The sequence below is a fragment of the Terrilactibacillus tamarindi genome, assembly GCF_009718825.1.
Taxonomy (GTDB): domain Bacteria; phylum Bacillota; class Bacilli; order Bacillales; family Sporolactobacillaceae; genus Terrilactibacillus; species Terrilactibacillus tamarindi.
On sequence record NZ_WNHB01000012.1, the window covers coordinates 48,035 to 74,720 of the forward strand.

A 26,686-nucleotide genomic window follows, 5' to 3' on the forward strand; every position below is an offset into this window, starting at 1 on the left:
TATACCAAGATATGCACCTAAGTATGTTTAGGTTACGAAATAAATATTTTAGATCTTAAATGACTTAGTTTTCAATTATGTCGAATTCTAATAGTGTATTGCCTTCTTATTCACGTATAATAAAGTTAGTATATATAAGGAGTGTTGTTTGAAATGCGGGCCATATTGACGGTTATAGGAAAAGATAACGTTGGGATCATTGCTGGTGTGAGTCAAAAATTAGCGGATCTCAATGTGAACATATTAGATGTGAGTCAAACGATTATGAATGGTTATTTTACGATGATGATGATCCTTGATCTAGAAAAAGTGACAGAAAGCTTTGATGATATAAAAACAGCATTGTCAGCGAAAGGCGATGAATTACACGTACAAATTAAAATTCAACGCGAAGAAATATTCAAGTCAATGCACAGTTTGTGAGGTGAGGTAAATCATGGAAACAACACAGATACTAGAAACCATACGCATGATTGAAGAAGAAAAATTAGATATTCGAACGATTACGATGGGCATTTCATTACTGGATTGTATCGATTCAGATGGAGATAAAGCTCGACAACGTATTTATGAAAAAATTACTAGCAAAGCCAAGCATTTAGTCGAAGTTGGAGAGCATATCGAGTCGGAATTTGGTATCCCAATTATAAATAAACGTATTTCTATCACACCGATCGCACTCATTGCAGGGGCTACAGATGATAAAGACTATGTCGCTTTTGCAAAAACACTCGATAAAGCGGCAAAAGAAGTGGGAGTCAATTTTATTGGCGGTTTTTCGGCTTTGGTTCAAAAAGGATACAATAAAGGTGATCAGATCTTAATTCAATCCATTCCAGAGGCGCTTAGCGTAACTGACCGTGTCTGTTCATCCGTCAACGTTGGCTCCACACGCTCAGGAATTAATATGGATGCAGTGAAAGAACTTGGCACGGTCGTGAAGAAAACAGCTGAGTTGACATCTGATACTCAAGGATTAGGCTGTGCGAAGCTGGTTATTTTTGCAAACGCCGTGGAAGATAACCCTTTCATGGCAGGGGCTTTTCACGGTGTCGGTGAAGCCGATTGTGTCATAAATGTCGGTGTTAGCGGACCAGGAGTCGTTAAACGAGCGCTTGAAAAAGTTAAAGGTGAACCTTTTGATGTTGTGGCAGAAACAGTGAAAAAAATTGCCTTTAAAATAACAAGAATGGGCCAACTGGTAGGTCAAGAAGCTTCTAAACGACTCGGTGTTCCTTTTGGTATCGTTGACTTGTCTCTTGCTCCAACACCTGCTGTTGGGGATTCTGTAGCTCATATTTTAGAGGAAATGGGACTTGAAGTTGTCGGTACACATGGCACAACAGCCGCACTGGCTTTATTGAATGATGCGGTCAAAAAAGGCGGCGTTATGGCATGTGGACATGTTGGTGGATTAAGCGGAGCATTCATTCCAGTTTCAGAGGACGCAGGAATGATCGATGCCGTGAATAATGGCTCGCTCAATTTAGAAAAACTTGAGGCGATGACAGCTATTTGTTCAGTTGGCCTAGATATGATTGCTATACCAGGGGATACTCCAGCAGCAACAATATCGGCGATGATTGCTGACGAAGCTGCCATCGGTGTAATCAACAATAAAACGACAGCCGTTCGAATTATTCCTGCTCCAAATACAAAAGTTGGCGATACAGTTGAATTTGGTGGTTTACTTGGACATGCACCTGTTATGAAAGTGAATCCATTTTCTTCTGATGACTTTATTGCTCGAGGTGGACGCATTCCAGCCCCAATACATTCATTTAAAAACTAAACAACATGATTAAAGGATGGATCCTATTAAAGGATTTGTCCTTTTATTTTGAAACACAAGGTAGCTGGTTTAGATAGATGATGGTATGTAAGAGGAATTATGGGGGGTAGTAAGAGAGTGTTTAAAAAATGAGAGAAGAAGATACATTAGCTAAGCTTTTTTTGTATTAATAACTCTATAGCCAAAAGCGAGAAATTGAGCGGCAGACTCCTTCTTTATAACAAGGATGACTTTGTCATTAGTAATCAGTATCTCATCATGATGAATCGATTCTTTATTTTTTGAATCAAGGATCCTTACCAAGTAATCACCTCCTTATTTCTTTGAGATTTATCCCACCTTAACGGCAAGTAGAGACCCCCACCTCAAGATTCTGAGTATTCAAGGAAGATCGGTGGGGGATCAACTGCCCGTAAAGGTCCGATTGGTTCAGCTAACCATCAGTGGGGGATTAAGAAAACCCCCACTGATGGAAGCTTCACTTTATAAGCTGCTGCTAGATTGAAGAACTTCGTAAAGCTATTCAATAACCTCAAGCCGATTTGCACAACCTGGGGCTAAAATTGTCCAACATCGGCTGACTTGCAAAATAAGAGTATCATAAATTATGTAGTAAAAACGTGTATTTACAATAGGTTTGAGAAATATTTACAAAGATGATTGAAATTTAAAACAAAAAAGATGCATTTCTTTTTTATTTCTGATAAACTAGGATCACAATAACATATAAACGAATTTAGTCCTTCGGGGTAGGGTGAAATTCCCAACCGGCGGTGATGATGCTTTAAAGTATCTAAGCCCGTGACCCGGTTATCTTTTAAGATAAGCGGTGGATTCAGTGAGAAACTGAAGCCGACAGTACAGTCTGGATGGGAGAAGGATCGTAAATGAGTGCAAACGAGTCGTGTGTTGGTTGCGTCTTCATCTATTTTTAGAGACAAAGTAACATCATTATTCTGTCAATATGAATAATGTTGCTTTCTTTCCGATATAAAAACACACACCTCTTTTTAATACACTCCTATGATTTTAAAACTCATCACCCCTGAAGATACGTATCTTCAGGGGTTTTTAAATGGATAAAAGTGAGCAGGTGAGACATTGAATGATCAAGATTATATGAAACTGGCGATAGATTTAGCCAAAGCAACAGTTGGACAGACCAGTCCTAATCCCGCAGTTGGCGCGGTTGTTGTTCATCATGGTGAGATAGTCGGCATGGGTGCTCATTTAAAAGCAGGAGAAGCACATGCAGAAGTTCAAGCCCTTCGAATGGCAGGTGAGCGAGCAAGAGGTGCTACGATTTATGTCACATTAGAGCCTTGTTCTCATTTTGGTAAAACACCGCCTTGTGCTGATCTAATTATTGAAAAGGAATTAAAAAGAGTGGTTGTGGCTTCTAATGATCCGAATCCTCTTGTGTCAGGTAAAGGTTTAGAAAGAATAAGACAAGCAGGAATTACGGTAGAGACAGGCATTTTGAAAGAACAAGCGGATCAACTCAATAAATTTTTCTTTCATTATATGAAGAAGAAAGTACCGTTTGTAACATTGAAGACCGCTAGCAGTGTCGATGGAAAAACGGCAACAGTAACAGGTGAGAGTCAGTGGATAACAGGAGAAGAGTCTCGCCAGGATGTTCATCAACTTCGTCATCAACATGACAGTATTCTTGTCGGTGTCAATACGGTCATAACAGATAACCCAAGTTTAACGACTCGATTACCTCATGGTGGGAAAAACCCGATTCGTATCATTCTAGATACGTATTTAAGAACACCAGAAGAGAGTCAAGTGATCAAAGATCAAGCGGCGCCAACATGGATTATGACAGGATCTCAGATTGATCAAGAAAAGAAACGTCGTTTGATGAAACAGGGTCACGTCACTATATACGAGCTACCAGTCGATAAGATTAAGATAAAAGATGTTCTCCATCTTCTAGGAGAAAAATTAGTCACATCTCTTTTAGTTGAAGGCGGAGCAACCATTCATGAAAGTTTTGTAAAAGAAGGTTGCTTTGATGAAATCATCATGTATTTTGCCCCTAAAATTATTGGTGGCGAAAAGGCACCTTCCATTTTTGGTGGAATAGGCATTTCAAAACTATCGCAAGCTATTCATATGAATATTGAATCAATAGACAGAATAGGGCGAGATGTTAAGATTATAGCTAGACCTGAAAGAAGGTGATGTCTTGTTTACAGGGATTGTAGAAGAAGTGGGTCAAGTTCTAAGTATAACTAAAAAAACGGATGCGATTCAGTTGTCAATTAAGGCATCTGAAATATTAAACGATACGAAGTTAGGTGATAGCATAGCTATCAATGGCGTTTGTTTAACCGTCACTTCTTTTTCAAAAAATGGATTTGATGCGGATGTGATGCCGGAAACCATTATGGGTACAACCCTTAAATGGCTAAAACCCCATCATGAAGTGAATTTAGAACGGGCGATGTCAGCCAATGGAAGATTTGGTGGCCATTTTATGACAGGTCATATTGATGGAGTTGGACAAATTAAACAAATTTCAAAAAAAGGTAACGCTATTTATATGACGATACAAGCCGACCCGCAGATTACAAATAGATTGGTGCTTAAAGGTTCGGTAGCTGTGGATGGGACGAGTTTGACACTATTTGATGTGACTGCGACATCGTTTACTATCTCACTGATTCCACATTCGGCTGAATTCACCATTTTAGGTAAAAAAAGAGTAGGGGATCATGTTAATGTTGAGTGTGATGTCTTGCAAAAGTATGTTAATCAGGAGAAAGCGGCACCATCCAGTTCAATTACAATGGATTTTCTCGCTAAACACGGTTTTACAAATTAGTTGTTAGGGATGATACGTATGAAAAATTCAATAGATGAAGCCCTTCGTGATTTAAAAGAAGGCAAACTGATTATCGTCTGTGATGATGAGAATCGTGAAAATGAAGGTGATTTAATTTCATTAGCTGAAACAGCAACACCTGAAGTTATTAACTTTATGGCGACACATGGCAGAGGACTCATTTGTACCCCTATATCAGAGGAACTTGCACAATCTCTAGATTTAGTGCCGATGGTAAGCCATAATACCGATGCCCATAGAACGGCATTTACCGTAAGCATAGACCATAAAACGACGAAAACAGGTATTAGTGCTTTCGAACGTTCACAAACGATTCAGGCCATGGTCGATGACCACACAACAGCCAGTGATTTTAACCGCCCCGGACATGTTTTTCCACTTATTGCCAAAGCCGGTGGTGTTCTAAAACGACAAGGTCATACCGAAGCAGCGGTGGATCTAGCTAAATTATGCGGTGCCAAACCAGCGGCCGTTATCTGTGAAATTATGAGCGACAATGGTACGATGGCTCGTTATCCAGAGCTTGTTCAAATGGCACAGAAATTTGGACTTTCCATCATAACAGTCAAAGACTTAATCGCCTACCGGAAAACTCACGAAGCCTTCATTAATCGTGAAGTTGAGATTCACCTGCCGACATCATTTGGCGACTTTAAAGCTGTTGGTTATACGAGCTTGATTGATGACAAAGAACATGTTGCTTTAGTTAAAGGCGATGTCTCTGGCGGTGAACCGATCCTCGTCAGAATTCATTCAGAGTGTCTAACAGGAGACGTCTTTGGTTCACGCCGTTGTGACTGTGGCCCTCAATTGCACGCTGCCTTACAGACGATTGAAAAAGAAGGTAAAGGTGTTCTTCTCTATCTTCGCCAAGAAGGAAGAGGCATCGGCTTGATGAATAAATTAAAAGCCTACGCGCTTCAAGAGCAAGGCTTTGATACAGTAGAAGCTAACGAACAATTGGGTTTTCCGGCTGATATGCGAACCTTTGATATTGCGGCGCAAATGCTTCAAGACCTAGGCGTTAAGAAAATTAAACTATTAACGAATAATCCAATGAAAATAGCCGGTCTAGAAGCCTTTGATTTCGAAGACATTGAACGAGTTCCATTAGAAATGCCTGTATTAAAGGAAAACGAACGATATATGCATACGAAACTAGAAAAGATGGGACACCTGTTACATTTATAAGAGGGCGTTCACAAACATACGGGATTAAGAGGTCCCTTAAAGGAGAGAATATAGATGAATACAGTATTTGAAGGACATTTAATTGGAACTGATTTAAAAGTTGGTATCGTAGTGGGGCGGTTTAACGAATTTATCACAAATAAATTATTGTCTGGTGCACTTGACGCATTAAAACGTCACGGTGTGGATGATAACAATGTCGATGTTGCGTGGGTTCCAGGTGCTTTTGAAATTCCGTTGATTGCCAAAAAATTAGCGGAAACTAAAAAATATGATGCCATTATTACATTAGGAACGGTTATTCGCGGGGCAACACCTCATTTTGACTATGTTTGCAGTGAAGTGTCAAAAGGGGTTGCATCACTCAATCTCCAAACTGGAATTCCCATTGTCTTTGGTGTATTGACAACGGAAAATATCGAACAGTCAATCGAACGTGCCGGAACAAAAGCAGGAAACAAAGGCTGGGATGCGGCTGTTAGTGCCATTGAAATGGCGAATCTAACGGCAAGTATTGAAAAGTAAAGAGTCAAAAAAAGGTTTGCTCTATTGAAGCAAACCTTTTTTTAACTATATTATTTGACTCGAACAGAGTGTCCTTTTGGAAGTAGTCTGGCCATGAATTTGGTTCCTGACAGTGAGAAGACCACGAGAGCGATCCATATGAATATAAACGAGATGAATTGAACATGGGAGAAAGATTCCTTAAAAACGGTAAGACCAAGTATCAGTGTCATTGTAGGTGCTATATATTGAAAGAAACCAAGCATGGAAAGTGGGATTCGTTTCCCTGCTTCTGCAAAACAAAGCAATGGTAAGGCGGTTGCAACCCCTGTTCCAATTAATAAAATGGTTGTCAAATGCGAGATATTCCCAAATGCAGCTGTTCCTTTTGCTTGAATAAAGATGAGAAACCCGAGAGCAATCGGTGTGACAAAAAGGGTTTCATAGGTTAAGCCAATGGTGGAATCAAAATGGATAAATTTCTTAACAAGACCGTAAAAGCCAAATGATAAAGCGAGGGTTAAAGCCACATATGGAATTTGGCCATACTCGATCGTAAGAATTAAAACACCAACTGTCGCAAATCCAATCGCCACAATTTGCCATAAATTAAGTTTTTCTTTTAAAAAGATAATGGCAAGTAAAATACTAATGAGCGGGTTAATATAATAACCTAAACTCGTCTCAATGACATGCCCATTATTAACAGCCCATATGTACACACACCAATTAATGCTGATAAGAACGGCCGCTAAAAAAACCAGTATAAAATTCATCGGTTTGAACAGGACCTTAAAATTAACGATAAAGTCATGAAATCTCTTGTTCCAAATTAAAAGAACAATCATGAAGATGAAAGCCCAAAAGATTCGATGAGCCAATATTTCAAAAGCAGGGACCTCATTTAATGGTTTCCAATAAAGCGGGAAAATCCCCCACATAAAATAAGCGCCGATAGCACAAAAAATACCGATTTGATTTCTGTTTTCTGAATTCATTCTTTTGCCCCATTTTCTTAAATGATTTTTAACACAATGTTTGAAGGAATGCTTGATTGTAAAATTTAGCTATATTGATAGCCTTTTTATCTTGAAGAATATCCCCCGGTTTATTCCCTTTACCAAGAATATACCCTTCAAAAGAAGCACCTACAAAATCAAAGATATACTGAAATTGCATAATGAGAGGGAGTCCCTTTGTTTTTGGTTCGTCTCCTCCAACGGTAACAACATACATCTTCTTCTTATACATTCCCTGTTTAAAATTAAGTGATGGGTCTCGCATACTTTGTGACCAACGATCAATGAAATTCTTCATAAGGCCGCTCATCCCATACCAATATATTGGAGTCGAAAGGATAATCATATCATTTTCTAATACGTTTTTAATAATGGATTGATAATCATCCTTGATTGGCTGAAAGCCCTCATCAGTATGCCTTGCATCAATAATAGGATGGACAACTTTATCTCTAAGTGAGATATATTCATGTGGAATATTGTCTAAGAGGATATGTAAAAGAGTCTGTGTATTTCCATTACTTCGGCTATTTCCGTCTATAACGAGCATTTTATCTCCCCCTCGTTAACTATAAAAGCTGTTTTCCCAAATAACTAACAAACAATCTCTTAGAAAAGAGTCAAAGATTCCTTGTCACTGTTTAAAAAAATGTCAGTTAATAAATCACTAGTAATATTGTATATCTTAATTATGATTCAGTAAAATAGATAGATATGATAAGTTCTATCGGTTTATCTGATAAAAGAATAAAATGGAGATTAGACATTTAAAACTATTGTAGATTGTCATGCGTTTGCCAAAGCATCTCATCATCGCCTAATCTAAGAAGAAATTTAATCACGTTATAATTTGGATGGCATTTTTTATCTTTCCATAAGGTTATGTTTAGATTTATCTCGATGGGGAATATAAAAACTAACCTAAGACAGGAGGTATAATGGATGTCAAACACAACAGACAAAGTCAAAGCTGCTTATACGAAAGTCAAAGGTGAAGTGAAAGAGAAAGCTGGATACTATACGGATAACGCTGAAACCGAAGCGGAAGGAAAAAAAGATAAAATTAAAGCCAAAGTTCAAGAGAATGTGAACGAAGCGAAAGATGTACGAGATGACTTTAAGAAAAAAATCAATAAAGATTAAAATAAAATTTAAGTCTTGAAACATAATAAGGCAGTGTGACATATGTATTGTCATGCTGTCTTTTTATGATGAATATTTAAGAGGAAGTTCAAAAAGTCACCAAATAATAAGCTGCGAATCTCTACGTTGGCTTGTTATTCCGGTCCTCATGTAGTAAAAACCTACATTCCGGTCCTCAAAACGGCGCTGCCTTAACCTTCTTGCTTCCAATTTGTCGCCTTTTTGAACATGCACTTTAAGTACCACCGTCACGAAAAAGCCTTCTAGAATTCAATGAAAATTCCACTAATGGAAGTTACAAATTTTTTTCTAAGAATCGACAAAAATACATAATCAACAAAATAAATTGATCCAAATTGTGATAAGATGAAGGAAATAGAATATCGGTGTTATGTTATAACTCATAACAATTCTCTTCAGGTGAAAGGCCTGGAAGTACATTTAGAAAGAGTTATTTCATGATCCATACAAAATTGGAGGCATTAAAATGGGTAGTCAATTTTCAGAACGATGTAATCATGTACAGGCTTCAGAAACAAGAGAAATTTTAAAGGTTACCGCGAAACCTGAAGTTATTTCATTTGCGGGTGGACTTCCAGCCCCTGAACTTTTTCCCATTGAAGATATTAAAGTAGCATGTGAAGCCGTGCTTACAGAATCTGGTCAATCTGCATTGCAGTACAGCACGACAGAAGGCTATGTTCCTTTAAGACAAGAAATTGTTAAACGGATGAAGGCCATCGAAATTGAAACTTCTGTTGACAATGTGATCATCACAGGGGGGTCTCAACAAGGGTTAGATTTAACAGGCAAGCTTTTTATTGATGAAGGCGATACCGTCATCTGTGAAAGTCCTACCTATTTAGCTGCCATCAATGCTTTTAAAGTATATAATGCCAATTTTGTTGAAGTAGCCATGGATGACGATGGAATGAAAATGGACGAATTAGAAAAAGCCTTAAAAGCCAATCCTCAAGCTAAATTTATATACACGATTCCGGATTTTCAAAACCCAACTGGTCGAACAATGAAGTTGGATCGAAGAAAAAAAATGGTTGAACTCGCCAATAAATACGATATCGTCATTCTTGAAGACAATCCTTATGGAGCGGTTCGTTTTGCCGGTGAAGCCCTTCCACCTGTCAAACACTTTGACACAGAGGGCCGGGTTATTTACTTAAGTACTTTTTCAAAAATCTTTACTCCCGGATTACGTCTAGGTTGGATTTGTGCAGATACAAGGTTTATTGAAAAATATGTGGCATTTAAGCAATCAGCTGATTTACATACAGATAGCTTTGCTCAAATGATTACAGCTAAATATATGGAGCTATTCGACATTGAGGCTCATATTCTTAAAATTAAAGAGGTATACCGCTCAAGACGTGAAAAAATGATGCAATGTATTGACAAATACTTTCCTAAACAAGCTAAACATAGTGCCCCTGAAGGTGGTTTGTTTATCTGGGTTGAACTACCTGGAGACATTGATACACAGGATATCTTTAATGAATGTATTAAGAATAATGTGGCCTTTGTACCAGGAAAACCTTTCTTCCCAAATAGTGCACAAAGAAATACATTCCGTTTAAATTATTCAAACATGCCAGAAGATCGTATCGAAGAAGGCATGAAGCGTTTGGGTGAAGTACTCACTCGGCGTGTTAATGAACAAACGGTCGCTAAATAAAGTGAAACTTCCATCAGTGGGGGTCTTTACTTGCCGTTAAGGCGGGATAAATGATACAGGTTTAAATAGACAGTGAAAATCTACTTTTCACGGTCTATTTCTAGATTAATAACTCTGAAAATTTATTTTTTTGATTGGTGATTAAAATAGGTTGAACGAGGGAATATTGCAGAAATGTTTGAATGGGTATGAACGATTACCATGGTTAGATAAAAATACGACTGTTGAAGAAAAAAACACAATATGTCAATTATAAATATGATTTGAGGAAAAAAAAGAACCCGCGATGGCGGGTTCTTTATGGTTTATTTAACTTGTTGTTGAAACTTTTTCATAAATTCAGCAAGTTGGCTGACATTTTCAAGGGAAACAGCGTTATAGATCGAAGCACGGCATCCTCCAACTGAACGGTGACCATTCAATCCAACAAAACCGGCTTCTTTCGCTTGATTAAGGAAGTCTTTTGATAGTTCATCTGTCGGAAGAGTAAAGGTCACATTCATTTTCGAACGGCTATCTTTTTCTGCATGTCCTTTATAAAAACCATCACTACCATCAATCACATCATATAAAAGTTGGGCTTTTTGTTGATTTATTTTAGCAATGGCCTCAACCCCGCCAACATTCTCTGCCCATTTAAGAACGAGAGATAATAGATAGATTCCTAGAGTAGGTGGTGTATTGAATAAAGAATTGCTTTTAGCATGTGTGTTGTAATTTAACATCGTAGGTAAGTTGTCACTTGAACGTTCCAATAGATCTTTTTTAATAATAACAACGGTTACGCCAGATGGTCCCAAATTCTTTTGTGCACCAGCATAAATGAGGTCGAATTGTTCGACGTTAAGTGGGCGACTAAGAATGTCACTTGACATATCGGCCACGAGAGGAACTGTCAGACCTTCAGGGAAATCTTGCCACTCAGTACCGTAAATTGTATTGTTGCTTGTGATGTGAACATAAGCTGCATTTTCAGGAATTGTATTTTTATCAAATTCAGGAATGAATGTATAGTTAGAATCCTTACTTGATGCAAGGACGGTCGTTTCACCTAGTTTTTCCGCTTCTTTTAATGCCTTTTGGGACCAAGATCCAGTCAAGACATAAGCCCCAACTTTTCCTTCTGTAAGGATATTCATTGGAATCATTGTAAATTGAAGACTTGCTCCACCTTGAAGTAAGAGAACTTCATAGTTGTCAGGAATCGATAATAAGTTACGTAAACGTGTAATAGCTTCATTATGAACATCATCATACGTTTTACTGCGATGGCTTAATTCCATTACGGACATGCCTGTATGATTAAAGTCCATCCATGTTTTCTTAGCTTCTTCTAGCACCCACTCAGGTAGTGCAGCGGGTCCAGCGTTAAAATTCAATGCGCGATTCATTGTATGGCCTCCCAAAGTAAAAGCTTTATTCGCTATTTTGCGAAAGTAAAAATTGTGTAACCCTATTGTACCAAAAGTTAAACCAAATGAAGCGAAAAATATCGAAATTTATGATTTATTTTTTATTTTAAGGATTCAATTTTCACAAAATATATAACTTTATCCAAAAAAGACATGTAGATAGAAACCTACATGTCTTTTAATTAAACAATATAACTTGCATTTAATGTGCATGTCGAATCGGACGGTGATGTCTCCTTCGTTGCGTTTTTCTTTTTGCAAGTTTAGGAGTTTTGTTAGTTAATAATGTTATGGTTGATCCTGCTAGAATCAATACGATTCCGATAATGGTATTAATCGTTATGGCCTCGTGTATCAGGATTAAAGCAAAAATCGGTGATAAAGCAGGTTTAATAAAGAAGACCATTGATGCTGTTGTTACATTGGTTGCTTCCATAGCTAGGAAGTAAAAAGCAAATCCGAATCCGGTGACAAAAACGCCTACGTAAATTAAGCTAGGTAAACTATGCCAACTAATGCCATGAATGATGGGGATGTTACTAAACGTTTCAAGTCCATGGTTCGTGAGCCATGATGATACCAAGGGCACCCTTGAGATCAGCATGAGCACGAACATTTCGAGACTACCCATTAAAAAGCTGAAACTACTGAGGACAACGCCATCAAATCCGTTCTTCTTACTTCCTTTGCTACCGATAACACCATAAATCGCAAAAGCGAAAGCTGAGAGTAAAGCGAGTAATATACTTAATGCATGACTTAATTGAAAAGGATTAATGATACAAACAATACCTATTAGACTAATCATTAATGATAACAAAACTTGTTTGGTTATTTTTTCGTTTAGTAGAAAATGGGCTAGAGGAATGATGAAGATTGGGTTACAACTAAAAAGGATGGCGACAATCGATGCTTTTCCGTAAATGATCGATATCTGAAATAAACTCATACTTATAACAACCATAATTAATCCGGTTAAAGCAAAAAAAGTGAAATGACGTTTTTCAAGTGATACATTTCTCGCGCGCAAATGTTTAATCGCGAGTGGCATTAATATTATAGATCCGATAAGAAAACGCATAAATGTAATCTGAATTGAGTTAAAATCATGTGCTGCTTGTTTTAAAGCGATTTCCATCGTACTAAATAAAATCGCAGATAGAAAAATATAAATAAAACCTTTCTTCATTTTCTAATTCATCTCCAAATGTCTCGTCAAAGTTGTGAATGTAAATGCATAAAGCAAAGTAACATGAGATTAATTGCCTCGCTATGATTAGAATTCTTCCTCACATCTAGTTGCATTCATTCTTATAGTATTAGTATAATGATTCACAAAGTATATTTAAAATATCTATAAAGTATCGAAGTATACGAAAAGAATATGTGAGTATGACTAAACAAAAGTTATTGATCAACTATTAGACTCACTCTTTAACAATTATACTCTGTTAATCAACCTTTAATAAGATCTAGGAGATGTCTGGTGTGGATATTCGGCAATTAAAATATTTTTTAGCGGTGTCTGAAGAACAACAAATCACAGCAGCAGCAAAAAAGTTACACATTTCGCAACCACCATTAAGTCATCAAATTAAGCTATTAGAAGAAGAATTAAACGTTCAATTATTTGAGAGAGGGAGTCGAAATGTACAGCTGACTGAAGCGGGAACCATTTTAAGACACCGAGCGGAGGAAATACTTGAACTCATTAAGTTAACTATCAAGGAATTAAACGATGTTAATGAGGGAATACATGGCACATTAAGTATTGGAACCGTTGCCTCTTCTTATTCTACCGTCATCCCCGAACGATTAAGTTCCTTTCATGATAAGTATCCCAATGTTAATTTTCAAATTTGGGAAGGGGATACCTATCGAATAACCGAGTTATTAGACAATGGTGTCATTGAGTTTGGATTTATTCGGACACCCTATAATACAGAACATTATGACTCACTCGTTCTGCCTCACAAAGCCCACAACGATCCGATGATTGCCGTTGTAAATGATAATCACAATTTTTTATCGGAAATAGATGTCGATGTCATATCACTTTCCGCAATGAAAGGTAAACCGATTATTATTCATCGAAGATATGAAGAAAGATTAGTTAAAGCATGTAAAAAGCAGACATTTAAGCCAGATATGGTTTGCGTTAGTGACGACATTAGGTCTATGTTGACAATGGCAGATGCAGGTCTAGGTATCGCCATTGTTCCGAAATCGACGATACATTTGGTGGCGAATGATCATTTGATTTATAAAGAAATTAATGAACCCAGCTTAGAGACAACGGTAGCCCTTATTTGGGTTAGAAATCGGTACTTATCAGCAACCGCACGTCACTTCATTGCTAAATTTTCCGCATGGAAGGATCAAATGGAAGAGGATAACCAATTTTAGATCAACTGGAGATTTTTGTTCTCACCTATATTTACCAATAGGATAAGTAGAGTCATAACTTAAAAGAAGAAAAAGGTGGCTTCCCAAGATTAAAAAAATGGGGACGTCACCTTTTTTATTGTAAAATTAATCGAATTCTAAGTTATATGTCATGCGTGTATTTGATTTTTATCCCGACTTAACGGCAAGTAAAGACCCCCCACCTCAAGATTCTGAGTAGTCAAAGAAGATAGGTGGGGGATCAACTGCCCGTAAAGGTCCGATTGGTTCAGCTAACCATGAGTGGGGGATGAAGAAAACCCCCACTCATGGAAGTTTCACTTTATCTATTTAATCTTCAAAACTCTCATTTTAAATTGGCTCGTTTTAGTAGGTTTTGCATCGTCTTATTTGATTCGCTTAAGGTTAAGGCTTTATCAATGGTTTTCATGATGTGATTTTCCATGACGATTTTTCCATCAATGATCGTTGTTTCCACATCCGCTCTCGTTGCAGAATAGACGATACGTGAGATAGGATCCACATCAAACGATGGATAGGTATGAAATTGGTTAAGATCTAAAATGGCTAAGTCTGCTTTCTTACCGACCTCAAGACTTCCTATTTCATCACTCATACCTACAGCTTTTGCTCCGCCTATAGTTGCCATTTGAAAAACTTCTTTTGCATTCATGACGGTTGGACCGTGATGGGGCTTATGAATCAGAGCCGCTAATCGCATTTCATTTAACATATTGAGGTTATTATTACATGGTGCTCCATCTGCTCCTAGACTTAATGTAATACCCTCTTGGTGCATATGTGGAATATCAGCGATCCCAGACGCTAATTTTAGGTTTGAACCAGGACAATGACTGACATTGACTCCTCGTTCTCGAATGATTTCTTTTTCCTCATCATTAAGCCAAATGCAATGGGCTAAAATGAGTCGCTCGTTGGCCAGTCCAATGTGGTCAAGATATACAACGTTACGCATGCCTGTCTCTGCTTCAACGATTTCGATTTCTCCCTTATTTTCTGAGGCATGAGTATGTACTTTCACTTGATAGTGATCCGATAGCGAAGAGACTTCTTTTAATAATTCTTCTGTGCATGATATGACAAAACGTGGTGTGAAAGCATATTGAATCCGTCCCTGATCGTGTCCGTGCCATTTTTCAAGAAGATCAACACTCTGTTGAATGGAATCAGCCGTGTTCTCTTGCAGTCCAAAAGGAACTTCATCTCCTTTATCCATCATAACTTTACCTGAAATGGCTCTCATTCCACTTTGGCTAATGGCTTGAAATGCAAAGTCTGTATGATGGACTGTTTCCATATCAACGATGGTTGTTGTACCGCTCTCAATCATCTCACCTAAACCTAGCATGGCAGAATAATAGATAGATTCTTCATTATGAGCCGCCTCAAGTGGCCAAATGCGTTTTTTTAACCAATCAAGTAATTCTAGGTCATCTCCTTTTCCACGAAAGAGCGTTTGGCAAAGATGGATATGAGTTTGAACAAAACCAGGTATGACTGTACGGTGAGTGGCATCAATAATTTTATCCACCGAATTTGTACTTAGATTGGGCGCGATGGCTTCAATTCGGTCGTTGTTTATTAGAATATCGCCAATAAAAATATCATCATTTTGATTCATTGTAATGATCTCAGCATGTTTAATTAATATTTTCCCCATTAAAAAATCCTCCATTTTTTAGTGTAAGGTCATTAATGTATAGTATATTCATGAACGTCGTGATAAAGAGTCATTTTACTCTATTTACGAAAAACATAGCTAAAAATAAAAAAATAAGCTACGAAAATATGCGGCGCGCATATTCCGTAGCCAGGAATTATCGGTTCCTTAGTAGAGACCCTTAAACCATAACTTTAAGGTTATACGAAACAGAAGGTGTGAAGTTTTACAATTATTATATTAAAGGGTAAGTAAAGAAGGTGCAAGTTTTATGTAAGATAATCTTACATACTTTTTTAGTTGTACGTTGTTTGGCGTTAGGAAAGCTCACAAACCAAGGTTGGTACTGCTTTTAATCTCAAACACCATTATTAAGTATACAGAATGGCTTACTCAAAAAGCAATGATTAGAAACGGAAGTTCCGACCAATATTGCGGTATTTTAAGATAAATTCATTTATAATAATGATAGCGCTTATTTATAATACGAGGGGGAAATAAGATGAGATTTGCTACTGTTGGAACAAGTACCATTACTGATTCATTTATTGAAGCAGCAAAAATGAGTCAACAATTAACATTAACAGGTGTTTATTCACGATCAATAGACAAAGCAAAGGAAATGGCTAACCGACATGGTGCTACCCATGTTTTTACTGATCTAGATGAAATGGCTGAAAGTGATACATTTGACATTGTCTATATTGCTTCTCCAAATAATCTTCATTTTGAACAATCGGTCCAATTCTTAAGACAAGGCAAACATGTTATTTGTGAAAAACCATTTTTTTCAACACTAAGGGAATTTCATGAAGCCTACCGGGTAGCTGATGAGCACAATGTTTACTTATTTGAAGCGATACGAAATATTCAAACGCCCATATTCAAACGTTTAAAGGAAAACTTACATAAGGTAGGGCAAATTCGTAACGCAACAATCCAAGTCCAGCAATATTCATCAAGATATGACAAGCTTTTAAAAGGTGAGGTTACAAATGTTTTTTCACCTCAATTTTCAGGTGGTGCATTGATGGATATGGGGGTTTACCCATTGTATCTTGCTGTAGGTTTATTTGGGAAACCAATGGAGTCTCATTATTATCCGACGATGCTCGAGACCGGAGTGGATGGTAGTGGAACACTTGTATTGAAATATCATGATTACGTTTGCCAAGTCATTTGCTCCAAAATCACACACTCATCGAACCCTTCAGAAATTAATGGTGAGAAGGGAGTTTTTACTTTTAATAATGCTTCAAGTTTAAAAACGTTAAACTATACCGATCTAAAATCTCGACAAATTGAAAACTATCATATTGATCAATATGAAAATGATAAAGTATATGAAATTCAGACCTTTACAGATATCATCAATCAAAGTGACAGGTCTAGATACATGGAATTAAGAAGGTTAAGTGAGGTTGTGTTAGGCATATTGGAAGAATCAAGGAGACAGAACCAAATTAAATTCCCAGCAGATCTTAAAAGATTTTAAAATACTATTAAAAAGCGTCCTATACAAAAAAGTATAGGACGCTTAAGCTATTTAAGCTATATTTATTTATTTGTAATACACTTTAATAGTGACTGTTCTGCGACCCCATTGAATGGCTTTTTTGTACGTTGGAACATAGAGATCAATGATATTTTTGTTACGATGCATGGCACCACCCGTATCACCAGCAACGGCCGTACCGTAACCTGGAACATAAACTTTTGAACCAAGAGGGATGAGCTTAGGGTTAACTGAGATAACTTTTGTATTTGGATGTTTTCTTAAGTTGATACCTGTTGCCGTAATTCCTCTTCCGCCTGCACTCTTAATTGTATAGGCTGTACTGCTCACTCGAATGGTTCTGTATTTTTTGCTGCTGACCTTTTTGCTCGTCGTTTTCTTCTTAGCAGCTGGTTTAGATCCTGAAACTTTAAGTTTTTGATGTATTTTAATTCTATCTGATTTCAAGTGATTCCAAGATTTTAATTGACTAATAGAAACATGATATTTTTTTGATATTTTCCAGAGACTATCTCCACTTTTAACTGTATATGTATTCGTTTGGGCAAAAGCACCAGTAGAAAAGCCAAGAGATAAGACAACGACAGTTCCTAACGATAAAATAAATTTTTTCAAATTCCCGTCTCCCTTTATCTTTTTCTCGTTGACTCTACTTTACCAAGAGAATATGACAGGTTCATTTCATAGATTTGCTAATTACATTACAAAAATATTGTCGTTTGTAACAAAACGATTAAATTAGTGAGTTATGTTAAGAGTATATTAAAAAAGGGAAAAGATGGCATAGGTTTGTATAAGAATAATTGAAACATTTAACAATAAAACATGATTATTATTTAGTACCTTGCATTAATCAGTAGCATGTCAATCAGTAAGTCAATTATCATGAAGACTGACATCTCTGGCTTAAAAAAGTGATTATCTATTCATCCAACTATTATTTACATGAAAAGGCGATTAAGTCTTTTCTTTTTTTGTTAGTAAATGAGCCAAATGTATTATCAAAAAGTATAGGTGAAACATCGTCGGATTTTGAATTAGAGCCTCATCTAAAGGGTTGAACCTTATCTTATTTGTCTATACTTATGTGAGAAGTTGTTTAAAAGTGGGTAAGTGTATTCAAAAGGAGGGGTTTAGATGTCTGAAAATGGACCATTACCTGATGATCAATTAACAAGTTTTTGGTTAGAAACTTGTCCTATACCGAGTTTCGCATCTCTAAAAGAAGATAGACAGGCCGATGTAACCGTTGTTGGTGGTGGGATAAGCGGGGTTTTGACCGCCTATCGATTAGCAAAAGAAGGGGTTAAGGTTGCTCTTTTAGAAGCCAATCAATTACTCCACGGTACCACAGGACATACAACAGCTAAAGTGACGGCCCAACATGGTCTTATCTATGATGAATTTATCCAGCATTTTGGTATCGAGAAAACAAAACAATATGTTGATTCTAATTTTGAAGCTATGAATTGGATCAAAGACATGATTAAGACAGATCAAATTGAATGTGATTACCAAGAACAAGATGCTATAATTTATGCCACAACGAAAAAAACAGAAGAACGATTAAAGAAAGAGTATGAGGCTTATCAAAAATTAGGTATTGAATGTGAGTGGCTTACCGCACTGCCTATTCGAGTTCCAGTCATTGCAGCATTGAATATGAAAAACCAAATGCAATTTCATCCAATTAAATTTCTCGTACATATGATTCAAGAAATTAAAAAGTTTGGCGGCCTTATTTTTGAAAATACGGTTGTTAAAAGTGTTGAAACAAAACCTTCAATAAAAGTGAAAACACAGTCAGGTTTCGAAATGGCTTCCGATAAAGTTGTATTCTGCACGCACTATCCTTATTTTGTTAAAGGACAATATTTTGCCAAATTATTTCCTTATCGATCTTATTTAGTTGCGACGAAAGTAAGCGAAGAGTATCCAGGGGGGATGTACTGGACTCCGGATGATGGGACCAGGTCAATACGTTCAACGACTCATGCCGGAAATACCGTTGTATTCTTTGGAGGAGATGGTCATAAAGCGGGGCAGGATGATGCTCATCGAATGCATTATGATAATCTTCTCGACTTCGGAAATACGGTATTTGATATTCAAGAAGAGTATCAAAGTTGGTCAGCTCAAGACCTTGAATCTTTAGATAAGCTCCCTTACATTGGGTTAGTAAAATCTAACCAAGATAACCTTTATATTGAAACAGGGTATCGAAAATGGGGAATGACGCTTAGCACGGTGGCATCTAAAATCATCAGTGACCTTATATTAAAAAGAGATAATCCTTATAAAGATCTTTATAGCCCTGAACGGTTCTATGCTGACCCGTCTATCAAAAAAATTATCAAAGAAAATGCTAATGTAGCTGCAGAATTAATTAAAGGAAAAATGCCGAAGAAAACCATCACAATCGATGAGCTTCAACCTGGTGAAGGAGCCAATGTTGTCATCAATGGAGAAAAATGTGGGGCTTATAAAGACAAAGATGGTCAAGTTTCGATTGTTGATACAACCTGTACACATCTTAAATGTGAAGTAAAATGGAATAACCATGATAAAACGTGGGATTGCCCATGTCACGGATCACGATTTTCACCCTATGGAGATGTCATTGAAGGACCTGCAAAAAAACCGTTAAATAAAAAATGATTTTTCAACATTCTAAATGGCCCACGTCATGAGATATGCACCCCAAAAATTAGACCTAAAAATCTAACTTTTGGGGTGTTTTTTATTTTGTCTCATTTTTTAAATTGGAAGCATGATAGTCGTTTTGAAAAATTTACATATAATCTTTTTCCAATCATAGACATGTTACAATAGAATTTGTTTTTAGTCCGCACGTTATAACATACAATAGAAAATGAAAGTTCCGGAACTGATTGAGTTTCGATATTGTTTGGTTGTACAGGAATTTAAAAGGATTATTAGTCTTCTATTCTATTAGAATAGGAGAATGAAAAGTGTAAACCAATAGATTTTGGTCCATAGATAATTACACATGAAGTTTTAGGTTATATTGGACAAGTTTTCATAAGATTGGGGAGAAACGTATTGATCAGTCAGTCTTTTCTACAACTTAATACGATTTTTATTAGTATTCTGATAGAAGCGATCCCATTCGTTGTGATTGGAGTCTTTATTTCTGCCTTTATTCAGATGTTTATCAGTGAAAAAATGATATCAAGAATTATTCCAAAAAATCGATACGCTTCGGTTGTAATGGGGACATGCATGGGGGCTTTATTTCCGGCGTGTGAATGTGGCATTGTTCCTATAACAGAACGTTTAGTTAAAAAACGTGTACCACTTCATTCAGCTATCGCCTTTATGCTTGCTGGCCCAATTATTAATCCGGTTGTTATCTTTGCCACCTATGTTGCCTTTGGAAACAGTTGGCAGATGGTTATCTATCGCTGTGGTCTCGCAATTGCAGTGTCTATTTTTGTAGGACTTATGGTATCTTTTATTTTTAAAGAGGATCAATTAAGAGACTTTATCGATCATAAGTTAAAGAAATATCGTGATCACCATGACCATGACCATGACCATGAACACGGTCATGATCATCATCATCATTCAAAACCTACTATTCTAGCTAAAATTAAAGGAACATTTGATCACGCCGTTGATGAGTTTTTTTCAGTTGGAAAATATCTTGTATTTGGTGCTTTTATCGCATCTGCCATGCAGACTTATGTTAAAACAAGTACATTGTTAACGTTCGGAGATACAAAAGTTATGGCGATACTCGTGATGATTGTACTTGCATTTATTATGTCTCTTTGTTCCGAAGCTGACGCATTTGTTGCTTCATCATTTCGAGGGACGTTCGGACCAAGTGCATTATCGGCATTTCTTGTTTTTGGTGCAATGGTGGATATTAAAAATCTTATTATGATGTTAAGTACATTTAAAAAACGATTTGTTGTGACTTTAATTTTTCTTATTACAGTAAGTGTGTTTGTAGGCGCTCTGTTTATCGCTTAATCCGTTTACTTCGCGCATAATTTATTAAAGGGTGATGGATATGTTTCGCATCATTATTTTATTTGGATTTACGTATCTTTTTTTACATCTTCACTTAACTGGAGATATCAGTCAATACATCAATATGAAATATTCTTATTTATCGTTTACCATGATTTTTGTATTAGGTTTTCTTACGGTCTATCAAATTATAAAATGGAATAACGAAGGAAATCATAAGCATGAGCATCACCATGATATAGATTGTGGTCATGATCACTCCAACGATGAAAATACATGGTACAAGAAGGTCGTTGTCTATGGTTTGTTGTTATTCCCACTTGTGACAGGGATTTTTCTACCAATCGCGACATTGGATTCAAATATAGTCAAAGCTAAAGGCTTTCACTTTGCGGAAATTGATAATGACAAAGACCAATACGCAAATCATCAAATCTTGCGTCCGAATACGAGTTTATACTATGGTAGTGACGAGTACAGAAAAATGTTGGCGTCTGATTTGAAAAAATATAGTGCTAAAAATAGTCTATATTTAGATGATAGCAATTACTTAAGAGCATTAGAAACCATTTATAACTACCCGGGTAATTTTACGAATAAGCAAGTATCGATTGAGGGATTTGTTTACCATGGGGATTCATTGAAGAAAAGTCAATTATTTTTATTCCGTTTTGGTATTATCCATTGTATTGCCGATGCAGGCGTTTTCGGAATGATGGTCGATTTTCCACAAGATGTTTCCTATAACGATGATGAATGGATTAGAGCAGAAGGAACGCTTTCAACGATTTATTATCAACCGTTTAAACAAACGATTCCTTATTTAAAAGTGACGAAATGGCAAAAGGTAGATAAGCCTAAAAATCCTTATGCTTATCGTAAATATTGACTAATAAAAAAGGCTCATGCTTTTCAGCATGAGCCTTTTTAACGCAATTAAGAATGTTTCGGTTCAACTAAAATTTTAACTTGACTTTTTTCTTTAATGAGAGCACCAAAGCCTTCTTCAACGAGGTCATCAAGTGCAATTTTTTTAGTTACTAATTTATCTGCTGAAAAATATCCTTGTTCCATTAAAGAGAGAACAGCAGGGAAGACGTTTCGATAACCGATGATTCCTTTTACGGTCCGTTCTTTAATAACGATATCGTTTGGAAGGATTTCAGCTCCTTTTTCCCAAATAGAAACAATGACGGTTTCACCACCGATGCCAGTCGATTGAATGGCTTGGCGTAAAACGACAGGGACACCCGTAACTTCAAAAGCTACATCAACCCCGCCATCTGTAAGTCTAGCAATCTCAGCGACAGTGTCATCGACCTTGCTTGGATCTACGACTATCGCACCTAATTCTTCTGCCTTCGCTTGTCGTTCTGGTGAGAGTTCGACGGCATAAATCGGAGATACACCCGCTGCTTTAAGTGCTTCAATGACTAAAAGTCCGATTGGGCCACAACCGAATACGGCTGCTTTGTCGCCTGCTTTTATTTTACTTGAACGAACAGCATACAATGCAACAGCTGAAGGTTCTACTAACGCACCTTGTTCAAAGGAAACATGCTCAGGCAATTTGAAGACAAGTTCTTCATCTACGGAAACATATTCCGAAAAACCTCCGCCTCCACCAGCTAAACCAAGAAAGCCCATATTTTTATCAAGATTATAAGCACCTTGGTGACCGTGAGTCGCAAAGATTGGTTCTACAGTTACACGATCGCCGATTTTAAAATTATTAACGCCTTCGCCTACTTCAACGATTTCACCTGAAAATTCATGTCCAATTGTGACTGGAGCTACTTCATGTGTTAGAGGATGAGGTTCACCTACAGGAATAAAGATTGGGCCACCTAAATATTCGTGTAGATCGCTCCCGCATATACCACACCATTTTATTTGGATTTTTACTTTTCCTGGTGCTACTTTTGGTTCTTCGATGTCTTCGATTCGAATGTCTTTTTGGTTATGCCATCTTGCAGCTTTCATACCTAATCACTCCTATGATGTTTTTGAGAGCGTGTTTACACATGAAAAGCAAATTCACAAAGTTGTCACATTTATAGATGGGCCAAGTCATAATTCGATATATAATAGTGTTAAGGATATTTCCCGATATCCTATAACCATATGGAGGGCACACATAGTTACACCCTCATAAGTGGTATAGCGCTAACCACACCATTTTTAAAATGTTGAAAATCTTAAGAGACTATAAATGACAAATGCAGTAAGCGCTTACACAACGCACTTTAAGTAATAAGTATGACAAATCAAGCCCTTTTACAATGCACGTTAATGCTTTTCATTTTGTAAACATTTCCTAGCTCTATTACATATTATAACTCTATTTTATTTTTATGAACATCAATTTGCTTTAAAAATTTAAATTAAATGTAAGCCCTTACTTTTTAGAACTGGATCCCTGATTGAGGTTTAGTCATGTCACAACAGGGTATAATATCCCCGTGACAAATTCTAAGGAGGGTTTTATTTCATGGGGAAAAAAATAGCAGTGCCTTTAACCAATGAATTTGAAGACTCAGAATTCACAGAACCTGCGAAAGCATATAAAGAGGCAGGACATGAAGTTGTTGTCATTGAAAATCAAAAAGGGGCCACGATCACGGGTAAACATGGTACAAAAGTTCAAGTTGATCTGTCCATAGATGAAGCAAAACCAGAAGACTTCGATGCTTTATTTATACCAGGCGGATTTTCACCTGATATCTTGAGGGCCGATGATCGTTTTGTTGCCTTTGCAAAAGCTTTCATGGACGATATGAAACCGGTATTTGCCATTTGCCATGGACCACAATTGCTCATTACAGCAGAAACTCTTAAAGGCAGAGATGCGACAGGCTATAAATCAATTGTAGTTGATTTGAAAAATGCTGGAGCTAATTTCCATGACACCGAAGTATTTGTATGTAAAAACCAACTCGTCACGAGCCGCACACCTGACGATATCCCAGCGTTCAATCGAGAAAGTCTCAAATTATTAGGTGCGTAAATAAAAAACTCCGAATGTGGGAACGGCCCCACGTTCGGAGTTTTGTGTAATTAGACAGAAAGTAAAGTATGGATTAATTCTTGATTTGCCACTTGATTTTTTCTGATAGCATGTCGGGAGGTAGATCGATAGGATTGCCCATCTGGATCTTTCCATTCACCGCAAATATCTGCACCTAGGCATGTTTTATGGTGAAGTAGATATGTAATTAATTTTTCAGCTTCTTCTAATTGTAACGTGCCTTGATCCCAATTTGTTTGAACAATGTCAGGTGAAAAAATATCTTTATCAATACTAAGGTAGATATGCTCTGTTAAAATGGACTTTTCAAGGGTTTGAAGTTGATTCGATGTAAAATTTGGAAATATTTTGACTTTGTGTTTGATTGTTTTAGAAAGGTATCTCGGCAAGGCTGTATGTGAACCTACAATGATCACTTGTTTTAAATTTGGGATTAGCCGAAGGGCATGATAAACCCAAGATCCGCAAGATAAAAGATCGGGCACGGAACCAGGTTCGATGTCTGTATGGTGGTCCATAAGAATGAGTGTAAAAGGTTTTTTTATATCAGACATTAAGGCTAAAGATACATAATGATAATTGCCGCTGCCAATTAATGTGATGCCCCGATGGTCATTTTGTTTAAGTATCTGTTCAATTTTCATTAAAGAATCATGTTCACAGAATAGATTGGTTTGTTTTATGGTAGTTAGGTTTAACCAACGATGAGGAAAAGTTTGTAGTAATTCTTTTTGTTGTTGGTAGCATTCATCAAAATTTAAAATGGTAATCTTTTGACTAAATAAAGCCATATGATCAAGACCTTTCAAAAAATGATATAATAGCTATGAAGTTATCAATATAGTTCTAGTTTATTCTTTTCCTTTTGAATGTCAAAAAAATAAGATTGATATTTCGTCATTTATGTGTTAGTTTGATAGTAAAATTTAATCTATTTAGCAATAGGGGAGCTGGTCGCCCAGCTGAGAGTAAGACCTAAGTCTTTGACCCTTGACCTGATCTGGATTATGCCAGCGTAGGGAACTTGCGATCAAATCGATGATTTATATATGATGATGTGTTTTACATATGTAATCGAAAGCGCAATCCTACATTGGAATGCGTTTTTTTGTTGGTTAATTACAGGTTGTGAAAAGGAGAAGAGTTACATGTCAACGATTCAGAAATTGTGTTATTCTGCGATTTTAATCGCTTTTGGTGTCGTCACGAGTCAGTTAATTTACGTCCCCGTCGGTTTTGCAAAGGCTTTCCCAGTTCAGCATATCGTTAATGTTCTTTCAGCTATTATTCTTGGTCCTGGATATGCTGTCCTGAATGCCTTTTGTATTTCACTTATCCGCAATATCTTTGGCGGCGGAACCTTGTTTGCCTTTCCAGGCAGCATGATTGGCGCTTTTTTTGCCGGTATGATTTATCTTAAAACGAAAAAGTATTGGCTAAGTGCTGTAGGTGAGGTATTTGGAACCGGAATATTAGGGGCACTTGCTTCGTTTCCAATCGCTAAATTCATCTATGGTCAACAAGTTGTTGCGACCTTTTACATTGTGCCATTCTTAGTTAGTACGAGTATTGGTAGTCTTATAGCCTATGTCATGATCAAACTGTTATCAACGAATCCATCATTCACACGAATCATAGGAGGGAAGAAAAAATGAAAACGGCATTGACGATAGCTGGTTCCGACTCAAGCGGTGGAGCAGGTATTCAAGCTGATTTAAAAACATTTTCCGCTCATGGCGTCTATGGAATGAGTGTGATTGTTTCAATTACCGCGCAAAATACACAAAAGGTCGAAGAGGTTGAGGATTTATCTCCTAGAATTATTGGAGCCCAACTGGATGCTGTATTTTCTGATATAACGGTAGATGCAGTGAAAATTGGTATGGTTTCCAACCCGGAAGCGATTAGAGTCATTGCTGAAAAACTGATTCAATATAAACCAAAGTTTATCGTCTTAGATCCTGTCATGGTTTCAAAAAGCGGATATGATCTTCTTCAACCTGAAGCCAAAAATGTTTTAATTGAAAAACTGTTGCCGCTTGCCACGATTGTTACACCCAATTTATTTGAGGCAGAACGCTTGATCAATAATGGAGAGATCACAACGATCGAGGGAATGAAAGAAGCAGCAAAACAAATCTATGCATTAGGACCCCAAGCCGTTCTTGTAAAAGGTGGACACTTAGAAGGCGATGCGGTAGATGTTTTTTACGACGGAAAGCAATTTGAAACGTTTGAAGAAGAAAGAATTGAAACGAAGAATACACACGGGACAGGATGTACACTTTCTTCGGCCATTGCAAGTCATTTGGCAAAAGGAGAAGCTTTAGAGGAAGCAATAGAAGGAGCTAAGACATATATCCAAGGCGCCATTCGTCATAGTCTGTCTATCGGCCATGGATCAGGACCAACCAACCACTTTTTTCAATGGTTTAAAAATTAATAACT

The 26,686-nt window shown here is 37.0% G+C and carries 26 protein-coding genes and 3 riboswitches; of the genes, 16 read left to right on the forward strand and 10 right to left on the reverse strand.

The window, feature by feature from the left end:
* Positions 1 to 153: 153 nt before the first annotated feature.
* Together GMB86_RS08715 and GMB86_RS08720 are read left to right on the forward strand one after the other, a co-directional pair.
* Positions 154 to 423 (forward strand): ACT domain-containing protein, encoded by a 270-nt coding sequence (locus GMB86_RS08715; RefSeq protein WP_155218732.1) that lies wholly within the window; start codon positions 154 to 156, stop codon positions 421 to 423.
* A gap of 13 nt (positions 424 to 436) precedes the next feature.
* Positions 437 to 1,792 carry a PFL family protein gene (locus GMB86_RS08720; protein WP_155218734.1) on the forward strand — a complete coding sequence of 452 codons (1,356 nt, stop codon included), beginning with the start codon at positions 437 to 439 and terminating at the stop codon, positions 1,790 to 1,792.
* A gap of 150 nt (positions 1,793 to 1,942) precedes the next feature.
* Here GMB86_RS08720 and GMB86_RS08725 read toward each other — a convergent pair whose 3' ends face one another.
* Positions 1,943 to 2,095, reverse strand: a complete 153-nt coding sequence (locus GMB86_RS08725; RefSeq protein WP_155218736.1) for a hypothetical protein — start codon at positions 2,093 to 2,095, stop codon at positions 1,943 to 1,945.
* A 433-nt stretch (positions 2,096 to 2,528) separates the two neighbouring features.
* Positions 2,529 to 2,677: riboswitch (FMN riboswitch) on the forward strand.
* Between the two features lie 216 nt (positions 2,678 to 2,893).
* On the opposite strand from GMB86_RS08725, the gene ribD reads away from it, so the two are divergent.
* From ribD to ribH, 4 genes are read left to right on the forward strand one after another with little or no spacing between them, the layout of a single operon-like run.
* Positions 2,894 to 3,985, forward strand: a complete 1,092-nt coding sequence (ribD, locus tag GMB86_RS08730; RefSeq protein ID WP_196220169.1) for a bifunctional diaminohydroxyphosphoribosylaminopyrimidine deaminase/5-amino-6-(5-phosphoribosylamino)uracil reductase RibD — start codon at positions 2,894 to 2,896, stop codon at positions 3,983 to 3,985.
* A gap of 4 nt (positions 3,986 to 3,989) precedes the next feature.
* A complete protein-coding gene (gene ribE / locus GMB86_RS08735) occupies positions 3,990 to 4,628 on the forward strand; it encodes a riboflavin synthase (RefSeq protein WP_155218738.1) in 639 nt (212 codons plus the stop codon).
* A gap of 18 nt (positions 4,629 to 4,646) precedes the next feature.
* Complete coding sequence (locus GMB86_RS08740) at positions 4,647 to 5,840, forward strand: bifunctional 3,4-dihydroxy-2-butanone-4-phosphate synthase/GTP cyclohydrolase II (protein ID WP_155218740.1); 1,194 nt, start codon at positions 4,647 to 4,649, stop codon at positions 5,838 to 5,840.
* A gap of 54 nt (positions 5,841 to 5,894) precedes the next feature.
* The gene (gene ribH, locus GMB86_RS08745; RefSeq protein ID WP_155218742.1) at positions 5,895 to 6,365 is read left to right on the forward strand and encodes a 6,7-dimethyl-8-ribityllumazine synthase; all 471 of its coding nucleotides are present in this window, start codon (positions 5,895 to 5,897) and stop codon (positions 6,363 to 6,365) included.
* A gap of 50 nt (positions 6,366 to 6,415) precedes the next feature.
* On the opposite strand, the gene rarD is transcribed toward ribH, so the two are convergent.
* Both rarD and GMB86_RS08755 read right to left on the reverse strand, forming a co-directional pair.
* Positions 6,416 to 7,342 (reverse strand): EamA family transporter RarD, encoded by a 927-nt coding sequence (gene rarD, locus GMB86_RS08750; RefSeq protein WP_155218744.1) that lies wholly within the window; start codon positions 7,340 to 7,342, stop codon positions 6,416 to 6,418.
* A 28-nt stretch (positions 7,343 to 7,370) separates the two neighbouring features.
* Positions 7,371 to 7,913: a flavodoxin family protein gene (locus GMB86_RS08755; RefSeq protein ID WP_155218746.1), complete on the reverse strand. Its 543-nt coding sequence runs from the start codon at positions 7,911 to 7,913 to the stop codon at positions 7,371 to 7,373.
* 392 nt (positions 7,914 to 8,305) lie between these two features.
* Between GMB86_RS08755 and GMB86_RS08760 the strand changes: the two genes are divergently transcribed.
* A complete protein-coding gene (locus GMB86_RS08760; RefSeq protein WP_155218748.1) occupies positions 8,306 to 8,506 on the forward strand; it encodes a CsbD family protein in 201 nt (66 codons plus the stop codon).
* Positions 8,507 to 8,602: 96 nt separating this feature from the next.
* On the opposite strand, the gene GMB86_RS08765 is transcribed toward GMB86_RS08760, so the two are convergent.
* On the reverse strand, positions 8,603 to 8,758 hold the full coding sequence (locus GMB86_RS08765; protein WP_155218750.1) for a hypothetical protein: 156 nt from the start codon (positions 8,756 to 8,758) through the stop codon (positions 8,603 to 8,605).
* A 235-nt stretch (positions 8,759 to 8,993) separates the two neighbouring features.
* Between GMB86_RS08765 and GMB86_RS08770 the strand changes: the two genes are divergently transcribed.
* Entirely contained in the window at positions 8,994 to 10,196 is a 1,203-nt protein-coding gene (locus tag GMB86_RS08770) for an aminotransferase-like domain-containing protein (protein WP_155218752.1), read from the forward strand.
* 305 nt (positions 10,197 to 10,501) lie between these two features.
* Here GMB86_RS08770 and serC read toward each other — a convergent pair whose 3' ends face one another.
* Both serC and GMB86_RS08780 read right to left on the reverse strand, forming a co-directional pair.
* On the reverse strand, positions 10,502 to 11,587 hold the full coding sequence (gene serC, locus GMB86_RS08775) for a 3-phosphoserine/phosphohydroxythreonine transaminase (RefSeq protein ID WP_155218754.1): 1,086 nt from the start codon (positions 11,585 to 11,587) through the stop codon (positions 10,502 to 10,504).
* 223 nt (positions 11,588 to 11,810) lie between these two features.
* A complete protein-coding gene (locus GMB86_RS08780; protein WP_155218756.1) occupies positions 11,811 to 12,797 on the reverse strand; it encodes a DMT family transporter in 987 nt (328 codons plus the stop codon).
* Positions 12,798 to 13,096: 299 nt separating this feature from the next.
* Here GMB86_RS08780 and GMB86_RS08785 point away from each other — a divergent pair, with 299 nt between their 5' ends.
* Positions 13,097 to 14,014 carry a LysR family transcriptional regulator gene (locus GMB86_RS08785; RefSeq protein WP_329602834.1) on the forward strand — a complete coding sequence of 306 codons (918 nt, stop codon included), beginning with the start codon at positions 13,097 to 13,099 and terminating at the stop codon, positions 14,012 to 14,014.
* A gap of 346 nt (positions 14,015 to 14,360) precedes the next feature.
* On the opposite strand, the gene GMB86_RS08790 is transcribed toward GMB86_RS08785, so the two are convergent.
* The gene (locus GMB86_RS08790) at positions 14,361 to 15,695 is read right to left on the reverse strand and encodes a 5'-deoxyadenosine deaminase (protein WP_155218760.1); all 1,335 of its coding nucleotides are present in this window, start codon (positions 15,693 to 15,695) and stop codon (positions 14,361 to 14,363) included.
* 127 nt (positions 15,696 to 15,822) lie between these two features.
* Positions 15,823 to 15,923: riboswitch (purine riboswitch) on the reverse strand.
* A gap of 274 nt (positions 15,924 to 16,197) precedes the next feature.
* On the opposite strand from GMB86_RS08790, the gene GMB86_RS08795 reads away from it, so the two are divergent.
* Entirely contained in the window at positions 16,198 to 17,190 is a 993-nt protein-coding gene (locus GMB86_RS08795; RefSeq protein ID WP_155218762.1) for a Gfo/Idh/MocA family protein, read from the forward strand.
* Positions 17,191 to 17,256: 66 nt separating this feature from the next.
* Here the strand turns inward: GMB86_RS08795 and GMB86_RS08800 are convergent, their stop codons facing one another.
* Positions 17,257 to 17,826: a LysM peptidoglycan-binding domain-containing protein gene (locus GMB86_RS08800; RefSeq protein ID WP_155218764.1), complete on the reverse strand. Its 570-nt coding sequence runs from the start codon at positions 17,824 to 17,826 to the stop codon at positions 17,257 to 17,259.
* Positions 17,827 to 18,348: 522 nt separating this feature from the next.
* On the opposite strand from GMB86_RS08800, the gene GMB86_RS08805 reads away from it, so the two are divergent.
* From GMB86_RS08805 to GMB86_RS08815, 3 genes are all read left to right on the forward strand, one after another.
* Positions 18,349 to 19,869 (forward strand): FAD-dependent oxidoreductase, encoded by a 1,521-nt coding sequence (locus GMB86_RS08805; protein WP_155218766.1) that lies wholly within the window; start codon positions 18,349 to 18,351, stop codon positions 19,867 to 19,869.
* 405 nt (positions 19,870 to 20,274) lie between these two features.
* The gene (locus GMB86_RS08810; protein ID WP_155218768.1) at positions 20,275 to 21,210 is read left to right on the forward strand and encodes a permease; all 936 of its coding nucleotides are present in this window, start codon (positions 20,275 to 20,277) and stop codon (positions 21,208 to 21,210) included.
* A 40-nt stretch (positions 21,211 to 21,250) separates the two neighbouring features.
* Complete coding sequence (locus GMB86_RS08815; RefSeq protein WP_155218770.1) at positions 21,251 to 22,099, forward strand: TIGR03943 family putative permease subunit; 849 nt, start codon at positions 21,251 to 21,253, stop codon at positions 22,097 to 22,099.
* A 47-nt stretch (positions 22,100 to 22,146) separates the two neighbouring features.
* Here the strand turns inward: GMB86_RS08815 and GMB86_RS08820 are convergent, their stop codons facing one another.
* Positions 22,147 to 23,193 (reverse strand): 2,3-butanediol dehydrogenase, encoded by a 1,047-nt coding sequence (locus tag GMB86_RS08820; protein ID WP_155218772.1) that lies wholly within the window; start codon positions 23,191 to 23,193, stop codon positions 22,147 to 22,149.
* Between the two features lie 508 nt (positions 23,194 to 23,701).
* Between GMB86_RS08820 and GMB86_RS08825 the strand changes: the two genes are divergently transcribed.
* On the forward strand, positions 23,702 to 24,217 hold the full coding sequence (locus GMB86_RS08825; protein ID WP_155218775.1) for a type 1 glutamine amidotransferase domain-containing protein: 516 nt from the start codon (positions 23,702 to 23,704) through the stop codon (positions 24,215 to 24,217).
* A 50-nt stretch (positions 24,218 to 24,267) separates the two neighbouring features.
* Here GMB86_RS08825 and GMB86_RS08830 read toward each other — a convergent pair whose 3' ends face one another.
* A complete protein-coding gene (locus tag GMB86_RS08830; protein ID WP_155218777.1) occupies positions 24,268 to 25,029 on the reverse strand; it encodes an arginase family protein in 762 nt (253 codons plus the stop codon).
* 142 nt (positions 25,030 to 25,171) lie between these two features.
* Positions 25,172 to 25,278, forward strand: a riboswitch (TPP riboswitch).
* A gap of 108 nt (positions 25,279 to 25,386) precedes the next feature.
* On the opposite strand from GMB86_RS08830, the gene thiW reads away from it, so the two are divergent.
* On the forward strand, positions 25,387 to 25,893 hold the full coding sequence (gene thiW / locus GMB86_RS08835; RefSeq protein ID WP_155218780.1) for an energy coupling factor transporter S component ThiW: 507 nt from the start codon (positions 25,387 to 25,389) through the stop codon (positions 25,891 to 25,893).
* Positions 25,890 to 26,681, forward strand: coding sequence for a bifunctional hydroxymethylpyrimidine kinase/phosphomethylpyrimidine kinase (gene thiD / locus GMB86_RS08840; RefSeq protein ID WP_155218781.1), 792 nt, complete (start codon positions 25,890 to 25,892; stop codon positions 26,679 to 26,681). Before thiW ends, thiD begins: the two co-directional genes overlap by 4 nt.
* Positions 26,682 to 26,686 lie beyond the last annotated feature (5 nt).

Excerpts from the sequence above, each read along its gene's own strand:
- GMB86_RS08715 (WP_155218732.1), top strand. The coding sequence starts at position 154 with ATGCGGGCCATATTGACGGTTATAGGAAAAGATAACGTTGGGATCATT.
- GMB86_RS08825 (WP_155218775.1), top strand. The coding sequence starts at position 23,702 with ATGGGGAAAAAAATAGCAGTGCCTTTAACCAATGAATTTGAAGACTCA.
- thiW (WP_155218780.1), top strand. The coding sequence starts at position 25,387 with ATGTCAACGATTCAGAAATTGTGTTATTCTGCGATTTTAATCGCTTTT.
- GMB86_RS08805 (WP_155218766.1), top strand. The coding sequence starts at position 18,349 with ATGTCTGAAAATGGACCATTACCTGATGATCAATTAACAAGTTTTTGG.
- thiD (WP_155218781.1), top strand. The coding sequence starts at position 25,890 with ATGAAAACGGCATTGACGATAGCTGGTTCCGACTCAAGCGGTGGAGCA.
- GMB86_RS08830 (WP_155218777.1), bottom strand. The coding sequence starts at position 25,029 with ATGGCTTTATTTAGTCAAAAGATTACCATTTTAAATTTTGATGAATGC.
- rarD (WP_155218744.1), bottom strand. The coding sequence starts at position 7,342 with ATGAATTCAGAAAACAGAAATCAAATCGGTATTTTTTGTGCTATCGGC.
- GMB86_RS08820 (WP_155218772.1), bottom strand. The coding sequence starts at position 23,193 with ATGAAAGCTGCAAGATGGCATAACCAAAAAGACATTCGAATCGAAGAC.
- ribH (WP_155218742.1), top strand. The coding sequence starts at position 5,895 with ATGAATACAGTATTTGAAGGACATTTAATTGGAACTGATTTAAAAGTT.
- GMB86_RS08790 (WP_155218760.1), bottom strand. The coding sequence starts at position 15,695 with ATGGGGAAAATATTAATTAAACATGCTGAGATCATTACAATGAATCAA.
- GMB86_RS08770 (WP_155218752.1), top strand. The coding sequence starts at position 8,994 with ATGGGTAGTCAATTTTCAGAACGATGTAATCATGTACAGGCTTCAGAA.
- GMB86_RS08815 (WP_155218770.1), top strand. The coding sequence starts at position 21,251 with ATGTTTCGCATCATTATTTTATTTGGATTTACGTATCTTTTTTTACAT.
- GMB86_RS08720 (WP_155218734.1), top strand. The coding sequence starts at position 437 with ATGGAAACAACACAGATACTAGAAACCATACGCATGATTGAAGAAGAA.
- GMB86_RS08740 (WP_155218740.1), top strand. The coding sequence starts at position 4,647 with ATGAAAAATTCAATAGATGAAGCCCTTCGTGATTTAAAAGAAGGCAAA.
- serC (WP_155218754.1), bottom strand. The coding sequence starts at position 11,587 with ATGAATCGCGCATTGAATTTTAACGCTGGACCCGCTGCACTACCTGAG.
- GMB86_RS08780 (WP_155218756.1), bottom strand. The coding sequence starts at position 12,797 with ATGAAGAAAGGTTTTATTTATATTTTTCTATCTGCGATTTTATTTAGT.
- GMB86_RS08755 (WP_155218746.1), bottom strand. The coding sequence starts at position 7,913 with ATGCTCGTTATAGACGGAAATAGCCGAAGTAATGGAAATACACAGACT.
- GMB86_RS08795 (WP_155218762.1), top strand. The coding sequence starts at position 16,198 with ATGAGATTTGCTACTGTTGGAACAAGTACCATTACTGATTCATTTATT.
- GMB86_RS08760 (WP_155218748.1), top strand. The coding sequence starts at position 8,306 with ATGTCAAACACAACAGACAAAGTCAAAGCTGCTTATACGAAAGTCAAA.